Annotated in this window: 23 protein-coding genes; 18 read left to right on the top strand and 5 right to left on the bottom strand. The window is 69.7% G+C overall.

Translation table 11 applies throughout. The features are described 5' to 3' along the window. The first annotated feature begins 6 nt into the window (after positions 1–6). The 4 genes from ACWD4O_RS01805 (at position 7) to ACWD4O_RS01790 (ending at position 4,834) form a co-directional block, all read left to right on the top strand. On the top strand, positions 7–891 hold the full coding sequence (locus ACWD4O_RS01805) for a carbohydrate ABC transporter permease (protein WP_451276393.1): 885 nt from the start codon (positions 7–9) through the stop codon (positions 889–891). Continuing rightward, complete coding sequence (locus ACWD4O_RS01800) at positions 891–1,805, top strand: carbohydrate ABC transporter permease (RefSeq protein ID WP_451276391.1); 915 nt, start codon at positions 891–893, stop codon at positions 1,803–1,805. The genes ACWD4O_RS01805 and ACWD4O_RS01800 overlap by 1 nt, the downstream gene beginning before the upstream one ends. Continuing rightward, positions 1,802–3,394: a family 43 glycosylhydrolase gene (locus ACWD4O_RS01795; RefSeq protein ID WP_451276389.1), complete on the top strand. Its 1,593-nt coding sequence runs from the start codon at positions 1,802–1,804 to the stop codon at positions 3,392–3,394. The genes ACWD4O_RS01800 and ACWD4O_RS01795 overlap by 4 nt, the downstream gene beginning before the upstream one ends. A 396-nt stretch (positions 3,395–3,790) precedes the next feature. After that, positions 3,791–4,834 (top strand): LacI family DNA-binding transcriptional regulator, encoded by a 1,044-nt coding sequence (locus ACWD4O_RS01790; protein WP_451276387.1) that lies wholly within the window; start codon positions 3,791–3,793, stop codon positions 4,832–4,834. 261 nt (positions 4,835–5,095) lie between these two features. Here ACWD4O_RS01790 and ACWD4O_RS01785 read toward each other — a convergent pair whose 3' ends face one another. Beyond that, a complete protein-coding gene (locus tag ACWD4O_RS01785; protein WP_451276385.1) occupies positions 5,096–5,746 on the bottom strand; it encodes a ThuA domain-containing protein in 651 nt (216 codons plus the stop codon). A gap of 243 nt (positions 5,747–5,989) precedes the next feature. Here ACWD4O_RS01785 and ACWD4O_RS01780 point away from each other — a divergent pair, with 243 nt between their 5' ends. Beyond that, positions 5,990–6,622 (top strand): VOC family protein, encoded by a 633-nt coding sequence (locus tag ACWD4O_RS01780; RefSeq protein ID WP_451276383.1) that lies wholly within the window; start codon positions 5,990–5,992, stop codon positions 6,620–6,622. Here the strand turns inward: ACWD4O_RS01780 and ACWD4O_RS01775 are convergent. Further along, positions 6,609–7,148 (bottom strand): DinB family protein, encoded by a 540-nt coding sequence (locus ACWD4O_RS01775; RefSeq protein WP_451276381.1) that lies wholly within the window; start codon positions 7,146–7,148, stop codon positions 6,609–6,611. The genes ACWD4O_RS01780 and ACWD4O_RS01775 overlap by 14 nt on opposite strands. 107 nt (positions 7,149–7,255) lie before the next feature. Here ACWD4O_RS01775 and ACWD4O_RS01770 point away from each other — a divergent pair, with 107 nt between their 5' ends. Then, positions 7,256–7,651: a VOC family protein gene (locus ACWD4O_RS01770; RefSeq protein WP_451276379.1), complete on the top strand. Its 396-nt coding sequence runs from the start codon at positions 7,256–7,258 to the stop codon at positions 7,649–7,651. Positions 7,652–7,746: 95 nt separating this feature from the next. On the opposite strand, the gene ACWD4O_RS01765 is transcribed toward ACWD4O_RS01770, so the two are convergent. Then, entirely contained in the window at positions 7,747–8,484 is a 738-nt protein-coding gene (locus ACWD4O_RS01765) for a helix-turn-helix domain-containing protein (RefSeq protein WP_451276377.1), read from the bottom strand. A 354-nt stretch (positions 8,485–8,838) separates the two neighbouring features. After that, on the bottom strand, positions 8,839–9,786 hold the full coding sequence (locus tag ACWD4O_RS01760; RefSeq protein WP_451276727.1) for an AraC family transcriptional regulator: 948 nt from the start codon (positions 9,784–9,786) through the stop codon (positions 8,839–8,841). A gap of 104 nt (positions 9,787–9,890) precedes the next feature. Here ACWD4O_RS01760 and ACWD4O_RS01755 point away from each other — a divergent pair, with 104 nt between their 5' ends. After that, positions 9,891–10,796: an NmrA family NAD(P)-binding protein gene (locus ACWD4O_RS01755; RefSeq protein WP_451276375.1), complete on the top strand. Its 906-nt coding sequence runs from the start codon at positions 9,891–9,893 to the stop codon at positions 10,794–10,796. A gap of 120 nt (positions 10,797–10,916) precedes the next feature. Here the strand turns inward: ACWD4O_RS01755 and ACWD4O_RS01750 are convergent, their stop codons facing one another. Next, complete coding sequence (locus tag ACWD4O_RS01750; RefSeq protein WP_451276373.1) at positions 10,917–12,089, bottom strand: YihY/virulence factor BrkB family protein; 1,173 nt, start codon at positions 12,087–12,089, stop codon at positions 10,917–10,919. Between the two features lie 123 nt (positions 12,090–12,212). On the opposite strand from ACWD4O_RS01750, the gene ACWD4O_RS01745 reads away from it, so the two are divergent. The 11 genes from ACWD4O_RS01745 (at position 12,213) to ACWD4O_RS01695 (ending at position 23,379) form a co-directional block, all read left to right on the top strand. Then, positions 12,213–13,862, top strand: a complete 1,650-nt coding sequence (locus tag ACWD4O_RS01745) for an acyl-CoA dehydrogenase family protein (RefSeq protein ID WP_451276371.1) — start codon at positions 12,213–12,215, stop codon at positions 13,860–13,862. A gap of 333 nt (positions 13,863–14,195) precedes the next feature. Continuing rightward, positions 14,196–15,473, top strand: a complete 1,278-nt coding sequence (locus ACWD4O_RS01740) for a GAF domain-containing protein (RefSeq protein ID WP_451276725.1) — start codon at positions 14,196–14,198, stop codon at positions 15,471–15,473. A 166-nt stretch (positions 15,474–15,639) separates the two neighbouring features. Beyond that, complete coding sequence (locus tag ACWD4O_RS01735; RefSeq protein WP_451276369.1) at positions 15,640–16,968, top strand: hypothetical protein; 1,329 nt, start codon at positions 15,640–15,642, stop codon at positions 16,966–16,968. A gap of 17 nt (positions 16,969–16,985) precedes the next feature. After that, entirely contained in the window at positions 16,986–17,558 is a 573-nt protein-coding gene (locus ACWD4O_RS01730; RefSeq protein WP_451276367.1) for a GNAT family N-acetyltransferase, read from the top strand. A 149-nt stretch (positions 17,559–17,707) separates the two neighbouring features. Then, a complete protein-coding gene (locus ACWD4O_RS01725) occupies positions 17,708–17,791 on the top strand; it encodes a putative leader peptide (RefSeq protein WP_309486338.1) in 84 nt (27 codons plus the stop codon). Between the two features lie 127 nt (positions 17,792–17,918). Continuing rightward, positions 17,919–19,616, top strand: a complete 1,698-nt coding sequence (locus ACWD4O_RS01720) for a nitrite/sulfite reductase (RefSeq protein WP_451276365.1) — start codon at positions 17,919–17,921, stop codon at positions 19,614–19,616. Further along, a complete protein-coding gene (locus ACWD4O_RS01715; protein ID WP_351909278.1) occupies positions 19,613–19,792 on the top strand; it encodes a hypothetical protein in 180 nt (59 codons plus the stop codon). The genes ACWD4O_RS01720 and ACWD4O_RS01715 overlap by 4 nt, the downstream gene beginning before the upstream one ends. After that, the gene (locus ACWD4O_RS01710; RefSeq protein ID WP_451276362.1) at positions 19,789–20,499 is read left to right on the top strand and encodes a phosphoadenylyl-sulfate reductase; all 711 of its coding nucleotides are present in this window, start codon (positions 19,789–19,791) and stop codon (positions 20,497–20,499) included. The genes ACWD4O_RS01715 and ACWD4O_RS01710 overlap by 4 nt, the downstream gene beginning before the upstream one ends. A 5-nt stretch (positions 20,500–20,504) precedes the next feature. Further along, the gene (gene cysC, locus ACWD4O_RS01705) at positions 20,505–21,104 is read left to right on the top strand and encodes an adenylyl-sulfate kinase (RefSeq protein WP_451276360.1); all 600 of its coding nucleotides are present in this window, start codon (positions 20,505–20,507) and stop codon (positions 21,102–21,104) included. Beyond that, positions 21,101–22,042, top strand: a complete 942-nt coding sequence (gene cysD, locus ACWD4O_RS01700; protein WP_451276358.1) for a sulfate adenylyltransferase subunit CysD — start codon at positions 21,101–21,103, stop codon at positions 22,040–22,042. The genes cysC and cysD overlap by 4 nt, the downstream gene beginning before the upstream one ends. A gap of 2 nt (positions 22,043–22,044) precedes the next feature. Further along, complete coding sequence (locus tag ACWD4O_RS01695; protein ID WP_451276356.1) at positions 22,045–23,379, top strand: sulfate adenylyltransferase subunit 1; 1,335 nt, start codon at positions 22,045–22,047, stop codon at positions 23,377–23,379. Positions 23,380–23,435 lie beyond the last annotated feature (56 nt).

Here is a 23,435-nt window from a genome sequence, read left to right as displayed (position 1 = left end):
CAACCGATGATTCATTCCCTGCGCTGGAAGGGCGCCGCCTTCACAGTGCCCTTCCAGCTCGGCTTCGTGTTCCTGTATCTGGTACCGATCGGCTATGCCGTTTATCAGTCCCTGTTCCGCACCCAACAGTCCGGACTGGGTCTCGGTGGTGCGACGGAGACATTCGCCGGCCTGGACAACTACCGGCAGGGCCTGACCGATTCGGCGTTTCTGAGCTCCATCCTGCGCGTCGTGCTGTTCGCCTGTGTGCAGATCCCGGTGATGCTGTTGGTCAGCCTGGCGCTGGCGCTGTTCCTCGACGCGCTCACGTCACGTGCCGCGAGCCGGTTCCGGATCCTGCTGCTGGTCCCGTACATGATTCCCGGGGTTGTCGCCGCGATCGTGTGGATCAACCTCTACAGCCCGGACGTCGGTCCGCTGACTCCGCTGGGGAAACTGTTCGGCGCCGACTGGAACTTCTTCTCGCCGTCCCTGGTCTGGCCGTCGATCGGCAATCTGCTCACCTGGCACGGCATCGGCTACAACATGGTGATCATCTACTCCGCGCTCCAAGCCGTGCCCCGAGAGCTGTTCGAGGCCGCCCGACTGGATGGCGCCTCGGAGATCCGGATCGCCCGCAGCATCAAAGTGCCTTATGTGCGTGGGGCGTTGGTGCTGACGGGTCTGCTCTCCGTCATCCAGATGCTGCAGATCTTCAATGAACCGGCGCTGTTCCGGAACGTCACTCCGCAGACCGTGAACGACAGCTTCACGCCGATCATGATCATCTACAACCAGGCTTTCAACGCCGGCAACTACCACTACGCCGCCGCCCTGTCGGTGCTGCTGGCACTGATCCTGGGCGTCGCGTCCTTCCTCTTCTACCGGCTGACGTCGAGGGAGGCCGACTGATGACGCTCACCGAAGACCGTGCACAGCAGAGCCCGGTACCTGCGGTGCACCGCCGCGCGAAACCCGACGCCGCCGCCCGTTCCCGTGGCGGCCAGCGGTTCCTGCTCCTGGGACTGGTCCTGGCAAGCGTTTACAGCCTGTTTCCTGTGTGGTGGCTGATCGTCGCCGCCACCAAGGACCGCACCGGGCTCTACCAGAGCAACGGGCTGTGGTTCTCGAGCATGCACCTCTGGGACAACCTGCACCAGCTGTTCACCTACGAGGACGGCATCTTCCTGCGCTGGACAGCCAACTCATTGCTGTATGCCGGGGTCGGCTCGCTCGGCGGCACCGTGATCGCGCTCGCAACCGGTTACGGTCTGGCACGCTTCGAGTTTCCCGGGCGCTCCGTCGTCTTCGCCTGTGTGGTGGGCTCTTTCCTGATCCCGATCGCCCTGCTCACGCTCCCGCTGTACCTGCTGTTCTCTGAGATCGGCCTGGTCGACACCCCGTGGGCGATGCTGATCCCCTGCCTGATCAACCCCTTCAGCGTGTACCTCGCCAAGGTGTACACCGAGGCCACGATTCCCTTCGAGCTCCTCGAGGCTGCTCGCTTGGACGGCGCAGGCGAACTGCGCATTTTCGTCAGCATCGTGTTGCGGATGATGACGACGGGCGGCGCCACCGTGTTTCTGCTGGCCTTCGTCAACACCTGGAACTCCTTCTTCCTGCCGCTGACCGTGCTGCGCGGCGAGAAGAACTGGACCCTGAACATCGGCCTCTACAACTGGAGCGGCAAGCGCCTGGAATCGGGCGTCGATCTCACCAGCCTGGTGCTCACCGGCGCGCTGCTGTCCATCGTCCCGATGGCGATCATGATGGTCGCCATGCGTCGCTACTGGCGGTCCGGGGTCACGCTGGGGGCGCTGAAGTGACCGTCCTGCGCAATCCCGTGATCCGCGGTTTCGCGCCTGATCCCTCTCTGATCCGGGTCGGCGACTGGTACTACGTGGCAACCAGTTCCTTCGAGTGGTTTCCGACGATCCCGATCCATCGCTCGCGAGATCTGGCGCGCTGGGAGTACACGGGCCACGTCCAAGGGGCCGCTCCCGGAGGAACGTTGGCCGGCGTGCCCGACTCGGGCGGCATCTGGGCCCCGTCGCTGAGCTGGGACGGTGAGCGTTACTGGGTGGTCTACGCGGTCGTCCGGTCCGTCGGCACGCCGTACTTCGACCAGGACGCCTACGTGACCACGGCCACCGACGTGACCGGTCCCTGGACGCCGCCGCGTCGCGTGGCCAGTCACGGTTTCGATCCCGCCCTCTTCCACGAGCAGGGCCGGCTCTGGCTGCTCAATCTCCAGAACGACCACCGCCCGGGGGGACACCGCTTTGCGGGCATCGTCCTGACCGAGCTGGACCGTGAAACACTGGCCGCGGTCGGCGACACCCACCTCCTCCTGCAGCATGAACGGCTCGTCGAGGGACCGAAGTTGGTGGCTCGCGACGGCTGGTACCACCTCGTTCTCGCAGAGGGTGGAACCGGTTTCGAGCACGGTGTCCGCACCGCCCGCAGCCGCACCCGCACCGGCCCATACGAACTCGACGAGCGGCCGTTGCTCACCTCGCGCGACGACCCGGAGCTGCCGCTGCAGAAGGCCGGGCACGCCGAGCTGGTGGAGACACCGGACGGCGAGTGGTTTCTGAGCCACCTCACGGCCCGCCCGCTCCACACGGCGAACGGCCCTCGCTGCACGCTCGGCCGGGAAACCGCTATCCAGGCGGTGATCTGGGACGCGGAGGGCAAACCCCGTCTACGACAGGGTGGTTGGCATCCGGCAGTCGAGGTCACCGTGCCCTCAGCCTCCTGCGATGTCCCCCGACCAGCGATCCCTGCCGGCCCGTTGGGCTGGCCCTGGAGCACTCTGCGCGAACCGCCGGATTCCTCGTGGGCGGATCTCGACTCCCGGCCGGGCTGGATCCGGCTGCGCGGGCGGCACGGTCCGGAATCACTCTGGGCGCAGAGTCTGCTCGCGCAGCGCCTCACGGAGCACCGATCTACGGTCCAAGTCACCGTCCAGGCCACACCCTTCACCTACACGCAGGCCGCCGGGCTGATTCTTCGCTACGACTCGGAGGCATATCTCTCGCTCGATCTGACCTGGGCGGAGCCCGCGGCCGAGCCGCAGCGCGGGCAGCAGTGGCGCGGTGCGGGACGGACGGTGCTCAGCCTGGTGGAACGCGACGAGAAGGGTGCGCGGCAGGCGGCGGTCGTGGATGTCGACGCGAGTGCGCCGGTCACGCTGGGCGTGACGGTCGACGGGGTGGAAGCGCGTTTCTGGTACATGCGCGACGGCGTGCGCATACCGGTCGGTCGGCCGCTGGACGCCGGTCGACTGTCGGACGACCACGGCGGGCGGCTGCGCTTCACCGGCACCCTGGCGGGAATCCACGTCCGGGACTTGGTCGACGCGTCCTTCACCGCGGACTTCCGGGACTTCCGGTTGAGCTGCACGTCGACGTAGAGCCGCTCATGCCGTTCGCCGTTCGGAAACTGCCCGCACCGACTCGACACCCTCGCGGCGACCGGCAGCTGGCAGCCGGCGCCCGGCAGCCGCCGGCACTGCCGCTCCCCACGGCCACACCGGATCCCCTGGGTCCCCGGGATTCGCCACCCCCGGTAACGCCGCCCACACCCGCTTCCGGACGGAGGTGGCCCGTCGTCGTCCGCCGTCCCACGTGTTCGGAGTTTCGAAAATTCAGTCGCTCATGATCTCGCGTTTCCCGGCGTCTTCACGTCACGCTGAGGCACACCTAGGATAGCAAGCGCTTTCTGCAAGCCGTCCGTTTCCGGATCGGCTCCGAAAGTGCGCTGGTCGAACTTTCGCTGGCCCTCGGGCGGGCCGGAGAGGTGGTTCCCGATGGTGCGTACGGCGAGTGCGAGCGTGACGGCCGGGCCTACCCTGGCAGTCGTGGCTCGCGAGGCGGGGGTGTCCGTGCCGACGGCCTCCAAGGTGGTCAACGGTCGCGAGGACGTCGCTCCCGAAACCCGACGCCGGGTCACGGAGGCTCTGGACCGGCTCGGGTACGTCCGCAGACCGCGCTTCGACGCGACGAAGCCGCCCCGGTTGGTCGACCTAGTCGTGCACTCGCTGGACAGTTCCTGGTCGGGAGCTGTGCTGCACGGTGTGGAGGAGGCGGCGCACGACGCAGGTCTGGACGTGGTCGTCTCGGCGGCCCTGTCCCGCACCCGCGTCGGCCGCCCGCAACGCGGCTGGCTGGACAAGCTGACCGTACGCGGTTCGGCCGGAGTCCTGTTCAACCTGACGGAGTTGACGGACTCTCAGTACGCCTGGCTGGAACAGCACCGCACCCCTTTCGTGATGATCGACCCCGTGGTCGAACCACCGCCCGGGGTGGTGTCCGTGGGCGCGGCGAACTGGCAGGGCGGGGTGACGGCGACCGAGCACCTGCTGGCTCTCGGCCACGAACGCATCGCCGTGATCGCCGGACCCCGCCGCAAGATGTGCAGCAGTGCCCGCGTCGCCGGCTACCGCTCTGCGTTGGCCTCAGCCGGACTGGCGCACCGCCCCGAGTACCTTCGCAACGGCGGCTTCGACGAGTCCGTCGCCCACCGTCGCATGGTCGAACTGCTCGACCTTCCCGTGCCCCCGACGGCCGTCTTCGTCTGCTCCGACCGTATGGCCCTCGGGGTCTACCAGGCCCTGGGGGAACGGGGGTTAAGGGTTCCGCACGACGTCAGCGTCGTCGGTTTCGACGACCTTCCGGAGTCTCGCTGGACCACTCCCGCCCTCACCACCGTCCGCCAGCCGCTGGCCGAGATGGCGGCGACGGCCCTCCGGCTGCTGGTGCGGATGATGGACGGGGAACGCCCGGAAGGGACGCGGACCGAACTGTCGACGCGGCTCGTGCAGCGGCAGAGCACGGCACCACCGCGGGGCTGACGGTCGCGCCTGCTGTTCGCCGTTTCCTGCGTTTCTGCCGTGTTTTCTACTGCGGGACGGCCGCGGTCGATGTTGCCTCTGTCAGGCGGGTGACAGTCGCGACGCCGACCCCGCTCGCGATGTCCGGTGCGGCCAACCGCCCGTCCGTCCGCGTTAGTTCGGTGAGGACGGGGTCACGGGGTCACGGCCTCATGGGTCGCGAAGTCGAAGCCGGAGACAGAACATGGCGCATGTGGTTCACCTAAGAAACGCCACTGGGTTTCAGTCCCGTACCCCGGCTGCCCAGGTGATCCCGCCTCGCAGATGCGTGAGGAAGTCGGGGTCCCGGTAGGCCTCGGCCGCGTGACCGAGGGCTGTGTAGAAAACGCGTCCCTGCCCCTGCTCACGGCACCACACCAGGGGGTGGTCGGCGCCCATTCCGCCGCCCTCGTACGACGACTCGTCGGCGACGGCGAGGACCCGTACCTGCCCGCGCGGGTTGGCGCGGAAGTCGTACCACTCGTCGGTGAAGTCCCAGACGGTCGGCAGAGAGCGGGTGGCGGGGTGGTCGTGGTCCTCGATCACCGCCTTGCCGGGCTGGTACCGGGGATGGCGGTCGAAGCGGGCACCGAGGAGTTCGCCGTAGTACGGCCAGTCGTACTCCGTGCAGGCAGCCGCGTGTACCCCGGCGAAACCGCCGCCCGCCTCGACGTATTCGGCGAGCCGTTGCCGTCCGGCCGAGGTCAGCACCTCACCGCTCGTGGAGAGGAAGACCACGGCCGCGTACCCGTCCAGCGAGGCTTCCAGGGCGGCTGGATCCTCGGTGTGGTCCACGGCGAACTCGTCCATGGCGCGTACGGCAGCGACGGCGTCCGGGATTGAGTCGTGGCGGTAGGCGGTGGTGCGGGTGTAGACAAGCAGCCGGTCGGACATGGGAACGAGCCTAGGCGGACGGACGTTCGAGTCCCAGGGATGCGATCAAACCGAAAATTTCGCCTCGCAGCTGCCGTTGTCCAGCGATGCATACAAGTACTCATGAGTACTCGTGAGATGACGAACGCCCGCTCACTGGCATTGGGTTCGAGGCGGATACACCGCTTTCATCGGGTTTCCACAGCCTCGCGGAGCTCAAGGAATCAGCAGCGACGCGGACCCGGGCGCGTAGGCTCGGGTGGGATGAACACCATTCCCGCACGCCTCGATCACATCGTCGTCGCAACGCCCGATCTGGCGGCGACGGTCGCCGAGTTCACCCGGCGCACGGGAGTGGCCCCGGCGCCGGGAGGAGTGCATGTCGGGCTCGGAACACGCAACCACCTGGTCGGACTGGGCCATGGCGCCTACCTGGAGATCATCGGCCCCGATCCGGAGCAGCCGACGCCTCCCCAGGCCCGTCCCTTCGGGACGGACGCGCTCCCGTCGGCGCGGACGATCAGCTGGGCCATCAGTCCGCCCGATCTGGACGCGACGGTGGCGGCCGCCCGCGCGCAGGGCTACGACACCGGTGACGTGCGGGAGATGAGTCGGTGTCGCCCCGACGGCACCCTGCTCCGATGGCGACTCACCGACGGCGGCTCCCCGCACCCGTCCGGTCTGGTGCCCTTCCTCATCGACTGGGGCGCCACCCCCCATCCTTCCGCGTCGGGCCTGCCCGTCGTCCGTCTGCTGGAGCTGACCGCCACCGCCCCGACGCCCGACGAGATCCACCCCGTGCTGACCGCCCTCGGCACCGGCCTCACGCTCACCGAGGGACCGGCCGCCTTCTCGTTCACCGTGGACACGCCCAACGGCCCCGTTACGTTCGACTGACCTGGGAAGCCGCCCTCAGCAGGCGCAGTTGACCCAGCTCGGCCACGTTCTTCATCAGCTCGGCGTTCGCCCAGGCGAGGAGGTGGGTCACGGTGTGCTCGGGATCGTCCGGCCAGGGAAACGGTGCGGTCCGGTCGAGGTCGGCGTCGGTGAGTTCCACGACGGCGGCCGTCCACTCCTCGCGCAGATCGCGCAGCCAGGTGACGGCCGGATCGCCCGCCCCCGGCCAGCGGACGTCGGCGCGCTCTCGGGGCGGGCGGCCGAGGAGGTGGTCGGTGGCGGTGCCCAGCCACCAGGCGAGGTGCCAGCTCACCCAGCCGGCGGTCGGGACAGGAACGGGGTCGGGTTCCGTGTCCGCCCAGTCGGGTGTCCACCCTCCGGCGCCGTCCGGGTGGAGAGTCCAGATGTGAGCGGTGGGCTCCCAGAGGAAGTCCTCCGGTTCCAGCCGGTCGAGGTGGTACTCGAAGAGGGACCAGGTCAGGTCGAACTGCCAGCTCAGGAGCTCACGACGGCCAAGGTTGTCCATCGGACCACCCTGGCACGGGCCGGAAACACGTGTGGAACGGTTTTCCGGCGCCGGACGTGTCCGTTTCCTTCAAGACCGCCGGCGTCGGCTGTGCCTACGGTGGCCGCATGAGTCCACGATTCGATGCCATCGGCCTGGTCGTCTCCGACATGACCGCCTCCGTTTCTTTCTACCGTCGGCTCGGGTTCGCGTTCCCCGAGGGTTCCGAGCAGCAGCCGCACGCCGAGGCCGAACTTCCGGGAGGCCTGCGGCTGTTGCTGGACACCGAGGACACGGTCCGTTCGTTTCTCCCGGAGTGGCGGCCACCGTCCGGGGGCGGCAGAGCCTCGCTCGCACTGCGCTGCGACACACCGGGCGAGGTCGACACGGCCTACGAGGAGCTGCTGAGCGCCGGTCACCACGGCGAGCTGAAGCCTTGGGACGCCTTTTGGGGCCAGCGGTACGCGATCGTGCAGGACCCGGACGGCAACGGCGTCGACCTGTTCGCGCCGCTGGCCCAGTAGACGCCCCGGCCGGAGGGGCGGGTCCGCCCGCTGGCCCAGGAGGTGTCCGTCCGCCCGTCGGCCCCGTAGGTTCAGTCCGCCGGCCTCCGATGGGTTCAGTGCGGGCAGTCAGGTGACCCGGGCCCGTCGGTCGGCAGACCGGCCTGCCAGCGCAACAGCTCGCGCAGTGTCAGGCCCGTGAACTCCCTTACGTCCCGGGAGAGATGGGCCTGATCGGCGTAACCGGCTCGGGCCGCCGTATCCGCGTACGGCAGACCGGCCCGGGCCAGCGCGAGAGCACGTTGCAGGCGCAGGATCCGGGCCAGCGTCTTGGGGCCGTAGCCGAAGGCGGCCAGCGAGCGGCGGTGCAACTGGCGCGCCCCCAGGCCGAGTTCATCGGCCGTGGCGGCTACCGCACGGCCGGCGGCGAGGGCGGTCACGAGTCGACGCAGTGCGGGGTCGGGACCGGCCGCCCGCTCCACCGCCAGCGACTCCAGCGCCGTCGTCGGGTGCGACGCCGAGGCGATCCGGGCGCTCAGTCGCCGTACCTCCGACACAGGCCACAGATCTGCCAACTCGACACGGCGGTCGCGCAGTTCATGGGCCGGCACGCCCAGGAGGGCGGGCGCGGTACCGGGGAAGAGGCGGATGCCAGCCCAGGGCACCGGCGGTCCGGCGGGGACGTGGGGCCGGGTGTCCGGTCCGGCGACGAGCAGCCTGCCCTCGCTCCACAGCAGGTCCATGCAGCCGTCGGGCAACACGGGAAACTCAGGACGCGCACCGGGTGCCGACGACGGTGTGTTCGTCCACAGCACCGCCCCGGCCAGCCGGGACGAGGCCCTCTCCTCGTACACCTGTACCAGCCTACGCCGCCGGAAAGCGGTGTACTGGTGCACCGGTTTCCGGACCGCACCCGTCCCAGCCCTCCGGGGACGAGGCCTGGCACGCAGCGGGGCGCCCGACGAAACGACGCCATCGTTTCTGCGACCGGTAACCGATTTCCCTCGTTACCCGCGCCCTCGCACTCCCCCATCACTCCACTCCCGCCACCCCCTACGCCCCCTACGCCCCCTACGCCCCCTACGCCCCGAGAACAGCGCGAAACCGCTTACCGCCAGCTACTACTACGGGTCACGCTTCCCCAGCCGCGGGCCTGACTCATCCGGAGGCCACGGTGCCGACACACCAGCACCGAGCCGCAGCCGCCCTTAGGGCACCCGCGTCCGGTGTTCCTGCGGGCTGATCCCGTACACCCGCTTGAAGGCGCTGGACAGCGCGAACGCGCTTCCGTAGCCGACCTGGCGGGCGATCGCGCCGATCGTGTCCTCCGTGTCGCGCAGTCGGTCCGCGGCGAGGGCGAGGCGCCAGCCGGTGAGATAGGCCATCGGAGGCTCGCCCACGCGGTCGGTGAAGCGGCGGGCCATCGCCGCCCGGGAAACGCCGGCCTTGGCAGCGAGGGACGCGACGGTCCAGGCGTGCGCCGGGTCGTCCTGGACGAGGCGCAGGACGCGGCCGACGACCGGGTCGGCCAGCGCCCGGTACCAGGCGGGCGCCGCTGCCTCCGGGCGGGAGAACCAGGCTCGCAGCGCGGCGATGACCAGGAGGTCCAGCATGCGGTCCAGGACGACCTCCTGACCGGGTTCGTCGCGGACGATCTCCTCCATCAGCAGTGGGGTGAGCGGGCACTGCCAGACGTCGGAGGTGAGCGACAGCAGCGGGGGCAGCGCGTCGAGCAGCCGACCGTTGATCTCGCCCTGCATCAGGTACGTGCCGATGAGGACGACCGTGGAGCCGTCGAGGCGGTCGCCCCAGGTGCGTACGCCCAGGTCCATGGAGCCGTTCAGGAGGCGCCCGTCGGGGTACGCGCACTGTCCGCCCGGGAGGATCAGCGCCTGCGGGGGCGTGCCGGGGGCGTCGGCGCAGGTGTAGGGCGCGGGGCCGCGGGCGATGGCGAGGTCACCGGCCCGCAGCCGGACGCCTTCCGCCCCGTCCGGCACGACCCATCCCTCGCCGCGCACCATGAGCATCACCGTCAGCGGGGCGCGGTCCTCGACCCGTACACCCCACGGCGGGTCGAAGCACGCACGGATCATGAGGGCGCCACGCGCGCGTGGACCCTCCAGAAGGCCCGCAAGGGGGTCCCCCCGCGTGAGCATGTTCGAGCGTGGGGGAGCGTCCATGTGGCCAGCGTAGACGCGCGCTTATGGGAATGAGCCGTTCAGCGATGGGAGCATGCGGCGCACCGCACTTGACTGGAGTCATGACACAGAACACGGCGCAGAACACGACAGAGCAGACAGCGACGAAGACGGCGGAGAAGACGGCCGTGCCGCAGACGACGGCGCAGCAGACGACCGTGGTGGTGACCGGCGCGTCCGGTCGTACGGGCGGCCGGGTGGTGCGGGCCGCCGAGGCGGCCGGGCTCACGGTGCGGGCGGCCTCGCGGTCGCAGGGCTTCGACTGGCACGACAGTTCGACGTGGGCGGACGTCCTGCGCGGCGCCGACGCGGCGTACCTGGTGTATCCGACGGACGTGGGTGCCCCGGACGCGGCGGACGCGGTCGGGCGGCTGGCCCGGGAGGCGGTCGCGCTCGGGGTGCGGCGGCTGGTGCTGCTGTCGTCGCGGGGCGAGGAGCGGGCACTGCCGACCGAGGAGGCGCTGCGGGCGTCGGGCGCCGACTGGACGGTCGTCCGGGCCTCGTGGTTCGCGCAGAACTTCAGCGAGGGGCCGCTGGTGGAGGGGCTGCGACAGAGCGGTGAGCTGGTGTTTCCGGGTGGGGAGGTGCGCGAGCCGTTCGTCGACCTGCGGGATGTCGCCGATGTGGTGGTGAAGACGCTTACTACGGGCGATCAGTACGTGGGGAAGGCGCTGGAGGTGTCCGGGCCGCGGCTGCTGACGTTTCGGGAAGCGGTTACCGAACTCGGGCAGGCCACCGGGCGCGCGCTGACCTACACGCCGGTGTCGGCGCGTCAGTACGGCGAGCAGCTGGCCGGGTTCGGGGTGCCGCCGGAGGAGGTCGCGTTCCTGGTGGAGCTGTTCGACTCGCTCCTCGACGGGCGCAACGCCCACCTCTCCGAGGGCGTCCAGGAGGTGCTCGGACGCGAGCCGCGCGACTTCGCGGAGTTCGCGCGGGACGCGGCGGGGGCGGGCGTCTGGAAGGCGTAGCCCCCACGCCACTGGGTGGCACCCTCCGGGGCTCCCGCTCCCGGGCTCCCGCTCCAAAGGTTCCCGCTCCGGGGATCCCGCTCCGGGAACCTCATCGCACGGGCTCCTTCCCCTCAAGGCTCACTGCTCGCGGGGGTGTTCCTCCCCGTTCGCGCCGTTTCCTTTCGGAGAGCTCTTCACCTGCGTCCGGAACCGTCCCGTCACGTCCTCCGGCGGGAGGAACCGGGACCACCGTTCGGGGAACTCGGACGGCATGTCGGGGTCGTCCGGGTCGTCGTCCTCGTGGGAGCGGGCCGCGGCCATGCGGGCGACGTAGTCCGCGGCCTCCTCCTCCCGCAGCCGCTCGTTGGCGGCGCGGGCCGCGGCCGTCGCGGCGGCCGGCCAGACCCGGTCGATCGCGGCGTTGACGGCGGCGCCGACCAGCACGGCGAAGGCGGACACGCCGATCCACAGCATCACGGCGACGGCGGCGGCGAGGGAACCGTAGATCGACGCGCCCTCGATCGTGTTCGACAGGTAGATGCGCAGCAGGAAACTGCCGAGCACCCACATGGCGAGGGCCACGAGCGCGCCGGGCACGTCCTCGATCCACGGGGAGCGCACGGGCACGGAAACGTGGTAGAGCGTGGTCAGAAACGCGATGGACAGGATGATCACGACCGGCCAGTACAGGACCTGCACCACGGTCGTCGACCAGGGCAGGATCCGCACGACCGCGTCCGGCCCTGCCACCATCAGCGGCAGCGCGACCGAGCCGATCAGCAGTGCCGCGATGAACAGCAGGAACGCCACCAACCGCGTCTTCACGATGCCGCGCACGCCGTCGAGTCCGTACATCACGGTGATGGTGTCGATGAAAACGTTCACCGCGCGCGATCCGGACCACAGCGCGAACAGGAAACCGATGGAGATGACGTCGGGGCGGCCGCCCTTCATGACGTCGTCGAGGATCGGCTGGGCGATCTGGCTCACGCCCTTGTCCGACAGGACCCTGCGCGAGGCGTCGAGGAGGTTGGCCTCCAAGCTGGTGATGGTGTCGGTGCCGGTCCAGTCGTCGACGTAGCCGAGCAGGCCGATGAGGCTGAGCAGGAGCGGGGGCACGGACAGCAACGTGAAGAAAGCGGCTTCTGCGGCGAGTCCGAGGATGCGGTACTCGATGCAGGAGTTGACCGTGTCCTTCAACAGCAACCAGGCGGTCCGGCGCTTGGAGACGTTCCGGTAAAGGGCACGCGCCCGGTGGAGACGCCCTGTGGGGCTCCCGGGTTGCTCGGGTGACTGACTTGCTGGCTGCACGCCTTAAAGGTATCCGCCGTTCGGGGCTGCACTCACCTTCGGCCGGACTGCTTCACCGGGTCGGGGAGCGGCGCGCGGGCTCCGGATGGCCATGACCGCCGTACCCGAGGGTAGGTTCGGGTCATGGCAGGCAGCACGCACACCGTGACCAACCAGCCCCCGCCCCTGACCGGGTACGACGTCTACGGCACCGACCGGGCGCTGTTGGATGCCGTGGCACGGCACCTGGATCCGGAGCTGCTCGTCGAGGCGCGCGACGAGTTGTCGGAGCTCGGGTGGGCGGCCGGATCCGCGCAGGTGCAGGAGTGGGCGGTGCAGGCCGACCAGCACCCGCCGACACTGCGCACGCACGACCGTTACGGGCATCGCATCGACGAGGTCGACTTCCATCCGGCGTGGCATCGGCTGCTCGGCAAGGGCGTCGGGGCGCATCTGACGGATGCCTGGGCGCGGCCGGGCGGGCATGTGCGCCGGGCGGCGGGCTTCCTGGTGTGGACGCAGGTCGATGCGGGCAACTGCTGTCCGCTGTCGATGACCCACGCGGCGGTGCCCGCGCTGCGCGCCGATCCGGAGCTGGCCGCGGAGTGGGAGCCCCGGCTGACGTCCACGGTCTACGACCGGGTGCTGCGGCCGGCCCGGCTGAAGGCCGGGGCGCTGTTCGGGATGGCGATGACGGAGAAACAGGGTGGCAGCGACGTCCGGGCGAACACGACGGTCGCCACTCCTCTCGCCGAGGACGGCGCCTACGAGCTGACCGGGCACAAGTGGTTCTGTTCGGCTCCCATGTCGGACGGTTTCCTGGTGCTGGCGCAGGCGGCTCCGCTGAAGGGCGAGGGCGGGCTCACGTGTTTCCTCGTGCCGCGTGTTCTCGAAGACGGTACCCGTAACGTTTTCCGCCTCCAGCGGCTGAAGGAAAAGCTGGGAAACCGGTCCAACGCCTCGGGAGAGGTCGAGTTCGACGGGACATGGGCGCGCCGGGTCGGTGAGGAGGGGCGCGGGGTGCGCACCATCATCGACATGGTGGCGGCGACCCGGCTGGACTGTGTGGTCGGGTCGGCGGGGCTGATGCGGCAGGCGGTGGCGCAGGCGATCCACCACTGCACCTACCGTGCGGCGTTCGGCGGAAAACTCGTCGACAAGCCGTTGATGCGCAATGTCCTGGCCGATCTCGCGCTGGAGTCGGAGGCGGCGACCACGCTGGTGCTGCGGCTCGCGGCGGCCTACGACGACGGGAGCGAGCAGGAGCGGGCGCTGCTGCGGATCGCGGTTCCGGTGGCCAAGTACTGGGTGACCAAGCGCTGTGCGCCGGTGACGGTGGAGGCGTCGGAGTGCCTGGGGGGAAACGGTTACGTGGAGGAGTCGGGGATGCCCCGGCTGGTGCGGGAGTCGCCGCTGAACTCGGTCTGGGAGGGCGCCGGAAACGTCCAGGCGCTGGATGTGCTGCGGGCGCTGCAGCGGGAGCCGCAGGCGCTGAACGCCTATCTCCAGGAGGTGGGGCGGGCGCGCGGGGCGGACCACCGGCTGGACGGGGCGATCAAGGGCCTGCTGACGGAGCTGGCCGATCTGGACGGCGTCGAGGGTCGGGCCCGGCGGCTGGCGGAGCGGTTCGCCCTGGTGCTCCAGGGGGCGCTGCTCGTACGATTCGCGCCGCCGGAGGTCGCCGACGCGTTCTGCGCCTCGCGGCTGGGCGGGGACGGGGGGCTGGCCTTCGGGACGTTGCCGCACAGTCTGGACCTGGCGGCGATCGTCGAGCGGGCCGCACCTCGGCCGTGACCGCTGTGACCTGGAGAAACCTGCGGCAGCAGGAAGCGGGGGTGGTGCTGCGCCGACACGGCACCACCCCCGCCGCAATGGCCCTGCGAGGCCAGAATCGCCGCTCGGGACGGCTTGACTCAAGTTTCAAACAGGCTGTGGATGTTCACCAGGGTTGCAGGGGGTTGCAACTTGTCGGCGGTTGTGACGGGACTATGCCCCTCCGTCATGTGTGGACGGCAAGATAGGGGCCTTCGGCAAGACCTTCAGATAAGACCGGAAACAATTGGCGCAGGAGCTTGACATCCGGTTGTCCGCCTGTGTTCCCCGGGAGGCCCAGTGGTGATGCCAGCGATGAACGTGCCGCAGTTGGCGGCCGTCGACGCCGCACGGGCGGCGCGGGTGCTCAACGAGGTGCGCGACGCCCGGCTGGCCGGCCAGCGGGTGCGCGTCGCCCCGCGGCCCGTGATCGAGCAGTCCTGGGAGCGGATGCTGCGCAGCGGCGTCGACCCCGAGCACGATTTCAGAGTGGGGCTGCTCAGCTCCGACGAGGTGCGGCGACGGCGGGAGGAGTCGCCGCTGCGCGAGGTGCTGCCGGTGCTGCGTGAGGGGCTGCTGTCGGTCGCGGACGTCGCCCACCACATCATGGTGGTCGCCGACAACGAGGGCCGGGTGCTGTGGCGCGAGGGCTGCAATCCCGTGCTGCGCAAGGCCGACGGGCTCGGCTTCGAGCTGGGCGCGGACTGGGGTGAGGCCGTGGTCGGCACCAATGGCGTGGGTACGCCGGCGGTGGTGCGCAGGCCCGTACAGGTGTTCGCCTCCGAGCACTTCGTGCGCTCGCACGCGACCTGGACCTGCGCGGGCGCCCCGATCACCGACCCGCGCAACGGCCGGCTGCTCGGTGTGGTCGACGTCAGCGGACCGCTGGAGACGATGCATCCGGCCACCCTGGCCTGGGTCGACTCGGTGGCGAAGCTCGCCGAGTCCAGGCTGCGCGAGAAGCACCTGAGTTCGCTGGAGCAGTTGCGTGCGGTGGCGGCGCCGGTGCTGGCCCGGCTCGGCGGCCGGGCGGCCGCGGTGGACGCGGAGGGCTGGACGGCGGCGGTGACCGGGATGCCGTACGCGAGCCGGATCGCGCTGCCCAAGTCGCCGTCCGCGGGCCGCCGGTGGCTGCCGACGCTCGGGCTGTGCTCGATCGAGCCGCTGGCCGGGGGCTGGCTGGTGCGGTCGGTGGACGAGGCCGCCGAGCCGCCCGCGCGCGGCGCGACGCGGATCGTGCTGGACCTGACCCGGGCCAGACGCTGGTCGGTGACCGTGTCGGGGGACGCGGGATCCTGGTCGCATGAACTCAGCCCGCGGCATGCCGAGTTGCTCTATCTGCTGGCGGCGCACCGGGGCGGCCGCAGCGCGGCGGGCCTGGCCGAGGACATGTTCGGCGACTCGGGCCGCACGGTGACGGTGCGAGCGGAGATGTCCCGGGTGCGGCGGTATCTCGGGGGTTTCCTGGAACACCGGCCGTATCGTTTCTGCGAAGACGCCGAGGTCGAGGTGCTCCTTCCGGCGGATCCGAAGGGTCTGTTGCCCCATTCGACCGCGCCCGCGGTGGCGCGAGACCGGATGTCGGCACCGTAGCAACAATGCTTCATCCGAGTTCTTCCGTCGGCATCTTCCGCATATTTGCGGGGTCTTCGTCCCCTGCGGCAGTCGACTGCCGTAGCATCCCTCTACGGGTCACCCCACCTGCTCCTCGGTCAACGTACGGATCATCAGGCGCAGTTGGCCCGCCTCGGGAGGACGAATGAGACAACGCGGCCGACATCGCCGGCGCAGGCGAGGCAGGGCACTGCGGGCGTTCCTGTCCGGCACCGCTCTCGCGCTCACCGCCGCCGCCACCATGGTCAGTGTTTCTCAGGCGACGGTGACCGACGACGGCCCCGGGGGTCTGAAACCGCTTACGACATCGTCCGAGACCGGGAAACTACGGCTGGCGGAGAACCTGGTGCCGCAGGCCTCCCTGGACCGGCTCGCCGCCGGGATGGGCCGACCGGTCGGCGTCGGTGCGGTACTGGAGGGCGCCGAGCGCAGCCTGCGGGACGCGATCGACTGCACGGCCGCCGAGCGCGAGGTTCTGCCGGTCTCCCCCGTGGCCACGCGTGCGTACTGCTGGAACACGGACGACACCGAGGGCTGGCAGCCCGGCGCGGTCACCACGTCGGGGGACGCGGACGACGACGGCGTCTGGGGCGCGAACCGGGTGATCCTCTCCGGCTGGTCGCGCAGCGGCGGCACGGCGGCCGACCGCGGGCTGGCCCGGGTCGGCTTCGTGAACGCGGGTAATCTGAACCACCTCTCCTACACCTGGGCACTGCTCGCCGTCCCCGTCGACGACGGCCGCGACTACCGGGGGCTGGTCTCCCATGTCTCCGGGATGGTCTGGTATCAGGACAAGCTGCTGGTCACCGCCGACGACGGGGACCGGTCCGCGCTCTATGTGTACGACATGAACCGCATCCAGCGCGCCACGGTCGCCGACGACACGGTCGGCCGGGTGCCGGGCGGCTGGTCGGCAAACGGTTACCGCTTCGTACTGCCGGCCATCGGTTCCTACGAGCTGAGCGACGACTCCGACGCCCCGCATCCCGCAACCGTCTCCCTCGACCGCAGCACCGTGCCGGACAGCCTGGTGGCCGGGGAGTGGACCCTCGACGAGGGCGACCGGGGCGCCCGCCTGTGGAGCTACCCCTTCAGCACCCTGCCCGGCCGCGAGGGGCTGCTCGCCGCAAGCACGACCGGGCAGGTGGCCGCCTCGGAGGCGTACGAGACGAGCGTCACCGGAGTACGGGGCGTGCTGTCCTACGGCTCGGACTGGTACGTGACCCGCGCCGCCGGCCCGAAGGACGAGCACGGGACGCTGTGGCGGCAGACCGTCGGCACGACGGACGGCGACGAGAACGGCGAGGCCGACGGCTCGAGCGCCGCGGTGTGCGGCAGCGAGGAAACACACAGCTGCTGGAGCACGCAGACGGAGTCCCTTTCCTACTGGGCGGCGACCGGCGAGGTCTGGACCCAGTCGGGGCGGGTGCTCTTCGCACTGCCGCTGGCCTCGATCGACAGAACGACGAAGTAGATGATTCCCTGACGGGCATGACCAACATCCCCGTGACCACCTGGTCCCTGGAGCAGACCGACCCGACCGACCTCCTCCCGGCCGTCGCGCCCGAGGGGGACGTCCGGATCGTCCGCGCCGAGGCCCCCTCCCCGGAGTTCAGCCGTTTCCTGTACGCGTCCGTCGGCGGGGACATCCGCTGGATCGACCGGCTGCGCTGGACGTACGCGCAGTGGCAGGAACACCTGGCGCGCCCCGGAGTCGAGACCTGGGTCGCATACGACCGGGGCACACCGGCCGGGTACGTGGAGCTGGAGCCGCAGGACGACGGTGTCGTAGAGATCGTTTACTTCGGTCTGCTCCCGGCCTTCCGCGGGCGGCGCATCGGCGGACACCTGCTGTCGTACGGCGCGGGCCGGGCGTGGGACCTCACGGACCGCTGGCCCGGACTGCCCGAGACCAAGCGGGTGTGGCTGCATACCTGCAGCCTGGACGGCGAGCACGCGATGGACAACTATCAGCGACGCGGTTTCAAGCTGTTCGACACCAAGGTCGAGGAACAGCCCGAGGTGTCCGCGCCGGGCCCCTGGCCGGGCGCGTTCCCGGCTTGACCCACTGCTCCTATCCGTTCTGACCTGCGCCGACAAGAGGCGGCGCAGAGCATGTGATCGAGGACACCCTCGTCTCGCATTCCGGGACAAGGGTGTCCGCATCTCGGACGAAGCTGGACTGGGTCCAGATCGCCTGACACGCTTTCGTCATGTCCGGAACTGGAATTGCCTTGGTGAGTCGGCGGCACGTCGACCTCGGCCGCATGTCCAGCGCCATCTGTCCGGCGAGCTGACGAGCCCCAGCACCGCCGACATCTCCGCAGAGCCCCCTCCTGCGCAACGACGCGCACCTGTTCTCCCATGCGCATCCGCACGCGCAGGTCAGAGCCGCTTCCCGCCTGTTCCGAAGGACGTTCAACCATGGCCGCCACCCCGCAGAACCCTGCCGCCGCGACTCCCCGCCGCAAGGTGAGCCGTCACCGCGGCGAGGGCCAGTGGGCAGCGGGACACTTCACCCCGCTCAACGGCAACGAACAGTTCAAAAAGGACGACGACGGTCTCAATGTGCGGACACGCATTGAGACGATCTACTCGAAGCGGGGCTTCGACTCGATCGACCCCAACGACCTGCGCGGCCGTATGCGCTGGTGGGGCCTGTACACCCAGCGCAAGCCCGGGATCGACGGCGGCAAGACCGCGATCCTGGAGCCGGAGGAGCTGGACGACAAGTACTTCATGCTGCGCGTGCGCATCGACGGCGGCCGGCTCACCACCGAGCAACTGAGGGTGATCGGCGAGATCTCGCAGGAGTTCGCGCGCGGCACCGCCGACATCACCGACCGGCAGAACATCCAGTACCACTGGATCCGCATCGAGGACGTGCCCGAGATCTGGAACCGCCTCGAGGCGGTCGGCCTGTCCACGACCGAGGCCTGCGGTGACACTCCCCGCGTGGTCATCGGCTCGCCCGTCGCCGGCATCGCCGAGGACGAGATCGTCGACGGCTCCCCGGCCATCGAGGAGATCCAGCGGCGGATCATCGGCAACAAGGCCTTCTCGAACCTGCCGCGCAAGTTCAAGTCCGCGATCTCCGGCTCGCCGCTGCTCGACGTGGCGCACGAGATCAACGACATCGCGTTCGTCGGTGTGAACCACCCCGAGCACGGCCCCGGCTTCGACGTGTGGGTCGGCGGCGGCCTGTCCACCAACCCCAAGATCGGCGTCCGGCTCGGCGCCTGGGTCGCGCTGGACGAGGTTCCGGACGTCTACGAGGGCGTCATCTCGATCTTCCGTGATTACGGTTACCGGCGGCTGCGCACCCGCGCCCGTCTGAAGTTCCTCGTCGCGGACTGGGGTCCGGAGAAGTTCCGCCAGGTGCTCGAGGACGAGTACCTCAAGCGCAAGCTGGTCGACGGCCCGGCCCCGGACCAGCCGGTCGCCCGCTGGCGCGACCACGTCGGGGTGCACCGCCAGAAGGACGGCCGTTTCTACATCGGTTTCGCACCGCGTGTCGGCCGGGTCGACGGCGCGACCCTGACGAAGATCGCAGAGCTCGCGGAGGCGCACGGCTCGGGCCGGGTCCGTACCACCGTCGAGCAGAAGATGATCGTCCTCGATGTCGAGGAGACACAGGTCGAGTCGCTGGTCGGGGCGCTCGAGGCGCTGGACCTGACCGCCAAGCCCTCCCCGTTCCGGCGCGGCACCATGGCCTGCACCGGCATCGAGTACTGCAAGCTCGCCATCGTCGAGACCAAGCAGCGCGGCTCCACCCTGATCGACGAACTGGAGCGCCGCATCCCGGAGTTCGACGAGCCGATCACCATCAACATCAACGGCTGCCCGAACGCCTGCGCCCGGATCCAGGTCGCGGACATCGGTCTCAAGGGCCAGCTGGTCCTCGACGACCAGGGTGAGCAGGTCGAGGGCTTCCAGGTCCACCTGGGCGGCGCACTCGGCCTGGAAGCCGGTTTCGGTCGCAAGGTCCGTGGTCTGAAGGTCACCTCGGACGAGCTGCCGGACTACGTGGAACGTGTGCTGAAGCGGTTCCAGGAGGAGCGCGAGGACGGCGAGCGGTTCGCCGCCTGGGCGGCACGCGCCAGCGAGGAGGCCCTCTCATGAGCGAGCGGGCCGCCCCTTTCTACTGCCCCTACTGCGGCGACGAGGACCTGCGTCCGAACGAGCAGGGCCACGGCGCCTGGGAATGCGCGGCATGCAACCGCGCATTCCAGCTGAAGTTCCTCGGGCTGCTCGCCCGGGGCGTTCAGCGCACCGAACCGGGAGGGGACGCGATATGACCACCGTTCAGGAAGGCCGTACGACCGACGAGTTGAAGGCGCTGGCCGAGCAGGCGGGCCGCGATCTGGAGGAGGCATCCGCCCTGGAGATCCTCCAGTGGGCGGTGGACACCTTCGGCAAGCAGTTCTGCGTGACGTCCTCCATGGAGGACGCCGTGGTCGCGCATCTGGCGTCCCGCGTCCTGAAGGGCGTGGACGTCGTGTTCCTCGACACCGGTTACCACTTCCCCGAGACCATCGGCACCCGGGATGCGGTCGAGGCCGTGATGGACGTCAACGTCATCACGCTCACCCCGCGTCGGACGGTCGCCGAGCAGGACGCCGAGTACGGGCCGAAGTTGCACGACCGTGACCCGGACCTGTGCTGCAAGTTGCGCAAGGTGCAGCCGTTGGAGGAGGGACTGCGGGGCTACCGCGCCTGGGCCACCGGCCTGCGGCGCGACGAGTCGCCCACGCGGGCGAACACTGCGGTCGTCGGCTGGGACGAGAAGCGGCAGAAGGTCAAGATCTCGCCAATCGCCCGCTGGACCCAGGACGACGTCGATGCGTACATCACCGAGCACGGCGTACTGTCCAACCCCCTGTTGATGGACGGTTACGCGTCCGTCGGCTGCGCCCCCTGCACCCGTCGGGTCCTCGATGGCGAGGACGCGCGCGCCGGCCGCTGGGCGGGGCGCGCGAAGACCGAGTGCGGGCTGCACGGCTGACCGCCATGACCGCGACTTCCACGAACGACCCCGTCCCCACCCCCACTTCTACGAACCGGGAGAACCACGTGACGACCGGAGCCACCGTCTGGCTCACGGGTCTGCCGAGTGCCGGCAAGACCACCATCGCGTACGAGCTGGCCGGACGGCTGCGTGAGGAGGGCCACCTCGTCGAGGTGCTCGACGGCGACGAGATCCGCGAGTTCATCTCCGCCGGTCTCGGTTTCAGCCGCGAGGACCGGCACATCAACGTGCAGCGCATCGGTTTCCTGGCCGAACTGCTCGCCCGTAACGGCGTCAAGGCGCTCGTCCCGGTGATCGCGCCGTACGCCGACAGCCGTGAGGCCGTGCGCAAGCGGCATCAGGAGAGCGGAACCGCTTACCTGGAGGTGCACGTGGCGACCCCGGTCGAGGTGTGCTCCGTCCGTGATGTGAAGGGTCTGTACGCCAAGCAGGCGGCGGGCGAGCTGACCGGGCTCACCGGGGTCGACGACCCGTACGAGTCGCCCGAGTCACCCGATCTGCGGATCCAGTCCCAGGACCAGACCGTGCAGGAGTCCGCGGCGTCGGTGTACGCGCTGCTCAGCGAGAGGGGACTGGCATGACGACGACCGTCGCCAAGGCCGAGGAGGGCAGCACGGCCAGCCCGTACGCCCTGAGCCACCTGGACTCGCTGGAGTCCGAGGCGGTGCACATCTTCCGCGAGGTGGCGGGCGAGTTCGAGAACCCGGTGATCCTGTTCTCCGGCGGCAAGGACTCCATCGTCATGCTGCACCTGGCGCTGAAGGCGTTCGCCCCCGCGGCGGTCCCCTTCTCGCTGCTGCACGTGGACACCGGACACAACTTCCCCGAGGTCCTCGACTACCGCGACCGGGTGATCGACGCCCACGGGCTGCGCCTGCACGTCGCCTCCGTGCAGGAGTACATCGACCGCGGCACCCTGCGCGAGCGTCCCGACGGCACCCGAAACCCGCTGCAAACGCTTCCCCTCACCGAGAAGATCCAGTCGGAGAAGTTCGACGCCGTCTTCGGCGGCGGGCGTCGCGACGAAGAAAAGGCACGCGCAAAAGAACGCGTCTTCTCGCTGCGCGACGAGTTCTCCCAGTGGGACCCGCGCCGCCAGCGCCCCGAGCTGTGGAACCTCTACAACGGACGCCACGCACCCGGTGAGCACGTGCGCGTCTTCCCGCTGTCCAACTGGACCGAGCTCGACGTGTGGCAGTACATCGACCGGGAGGGCATCGAGCTCCCGGAGATCTACTTCGCGCACGAGCGGGAGGTGTTCCAGCGCGCCGGCATGTGGCTGACCGCCGGCGAGTGGGGCGGGCCCAAGGACGGCGAGATCGTGGAGAAGCGCCTCGTGCGCTACCGGACCGTCGGCGACATGTCCTGCACCGGCGCGGTCGACTCCGACGCCGTCACGCTCGACGACGTCATCGCCGAGATCGCCGCCTCCCGGCTCACCGAGCGCGGCGCCACCCGCGCCGACGACAAGATGTCCGAGGCCGCGATGGAAGACCGCAAGCGCGAGGGGTACTTCTAACCATGACCACGATCACCGCCGAGGAGCTCTCGGCCACCACCCTGCTGCGCTTCGCCACCGCCGGCTCCGTCGACGACGGCAAGTCCACCCTCGTCGGCCGGCTCCTGCACGACTCCAAGTCGATCCTCACCGACCAACTGGAGGCCGTGGAACGCGTATCGGCCAGCCGCGGCCAGGAGGCGCCCGACCTGGCGCTGCTCACCGACGGCCTGCGCGCCGAGCGCGAGCAGGGCATCACCATCGACGTGGCCTACCGCTACTTCGCCACCCCTCGCCGTCGCTTCATCCTCGCCGACACCCCCGGACACGTGCAGTACACCCGCAACATGGTCACCGGCGCCTCCACCGCCGAGCTGACCGTGATCCTGGTCGACGCGCGCAACGGTGTGGTGGAACAGACCCGGCGGCACGCGGCGATCGCGGCGCTGCTCCGGGTCCCGCACGTCGTCCTCGCCGTCAACAAGATGGACCTGGTCGACTACCAGGAGTCGGTGTTCGCGGCGATCGCCAAGGAGTTCACGGCGTACGCGAGCGAGCTGGGCGTCCCGGAGATCACCGCGATCCCCATCTCGGCGCTCGCCGGGGACAATGTCGTCGATCCGTCCGCGGTCATGGACTGGTACGGCGGCCCGACGTTCCTGGAACACCTGGAAACGGTTCCGGTAAGCCACGACCTGGCGCACTGCCACGCCCGTCTTCCCGTGCAGTACGTGATCCGGCCGCAGACCGCCGAGCACCCGGACTACCGGGGGTACGCGGGTCAGATCGCGGCCGGCACGTTCCGGGTGGGCGAGCCGGTGACCGTGCTGCCGTCCGGGCGTACGTCGACGATCTCCGGCATCGACCTGCTGGGCGAGCCGGTGGACGTGGCGTGGACGACCCAGTCGGTGACCGTGCTGCTGGCGGACGACGTCGACATCTCGCGCGGCGACCTGATAGTGCCCACCAAGGACGCGCCGGCCACCACGCAGGATGTCGAGGCGACCGTGTGCCACGTCGCCGACCAGCCGCTGACCGTCGGGCACCGGGTGCTGATCAAGCACGGCACCCGCACGGTCAAGGCGATCGTCAAGGACATCCCGTCCCGTCTCACGCTCGACGACCTGTCCCTGCACCCGCACCCGGGACAGCTCGTCGCCAACGACATCGGCCGCGTGAAGATCCGCACCGCGGAACCGCTTCCGGTGGATTCCTACGCCGACTCGCGGCGCACAGGATCGTTCATCCTGATCGATCCGGCCGACGGCACCACGCTCACCGCAGGCATGGTCGGCGAGTCGTTCGCGTCGCCGGAGCCGGTCAAGGACGACTCCGACGAAGACGGTTGGGACTTCTGAAAATGACCACAATCGATTTCTACTCGACGTTCGCGAAGGAGGGCGGCCGTGTCGGC

Source organism: Streptomyces sp. NPDC002623, from assembly GCF_053592635.1.
The sequence above is the reverse complement of the archived record's forward strand: the minus strand, read 5'-3'. Positions and strand labels throughout refer to the sequence as shown.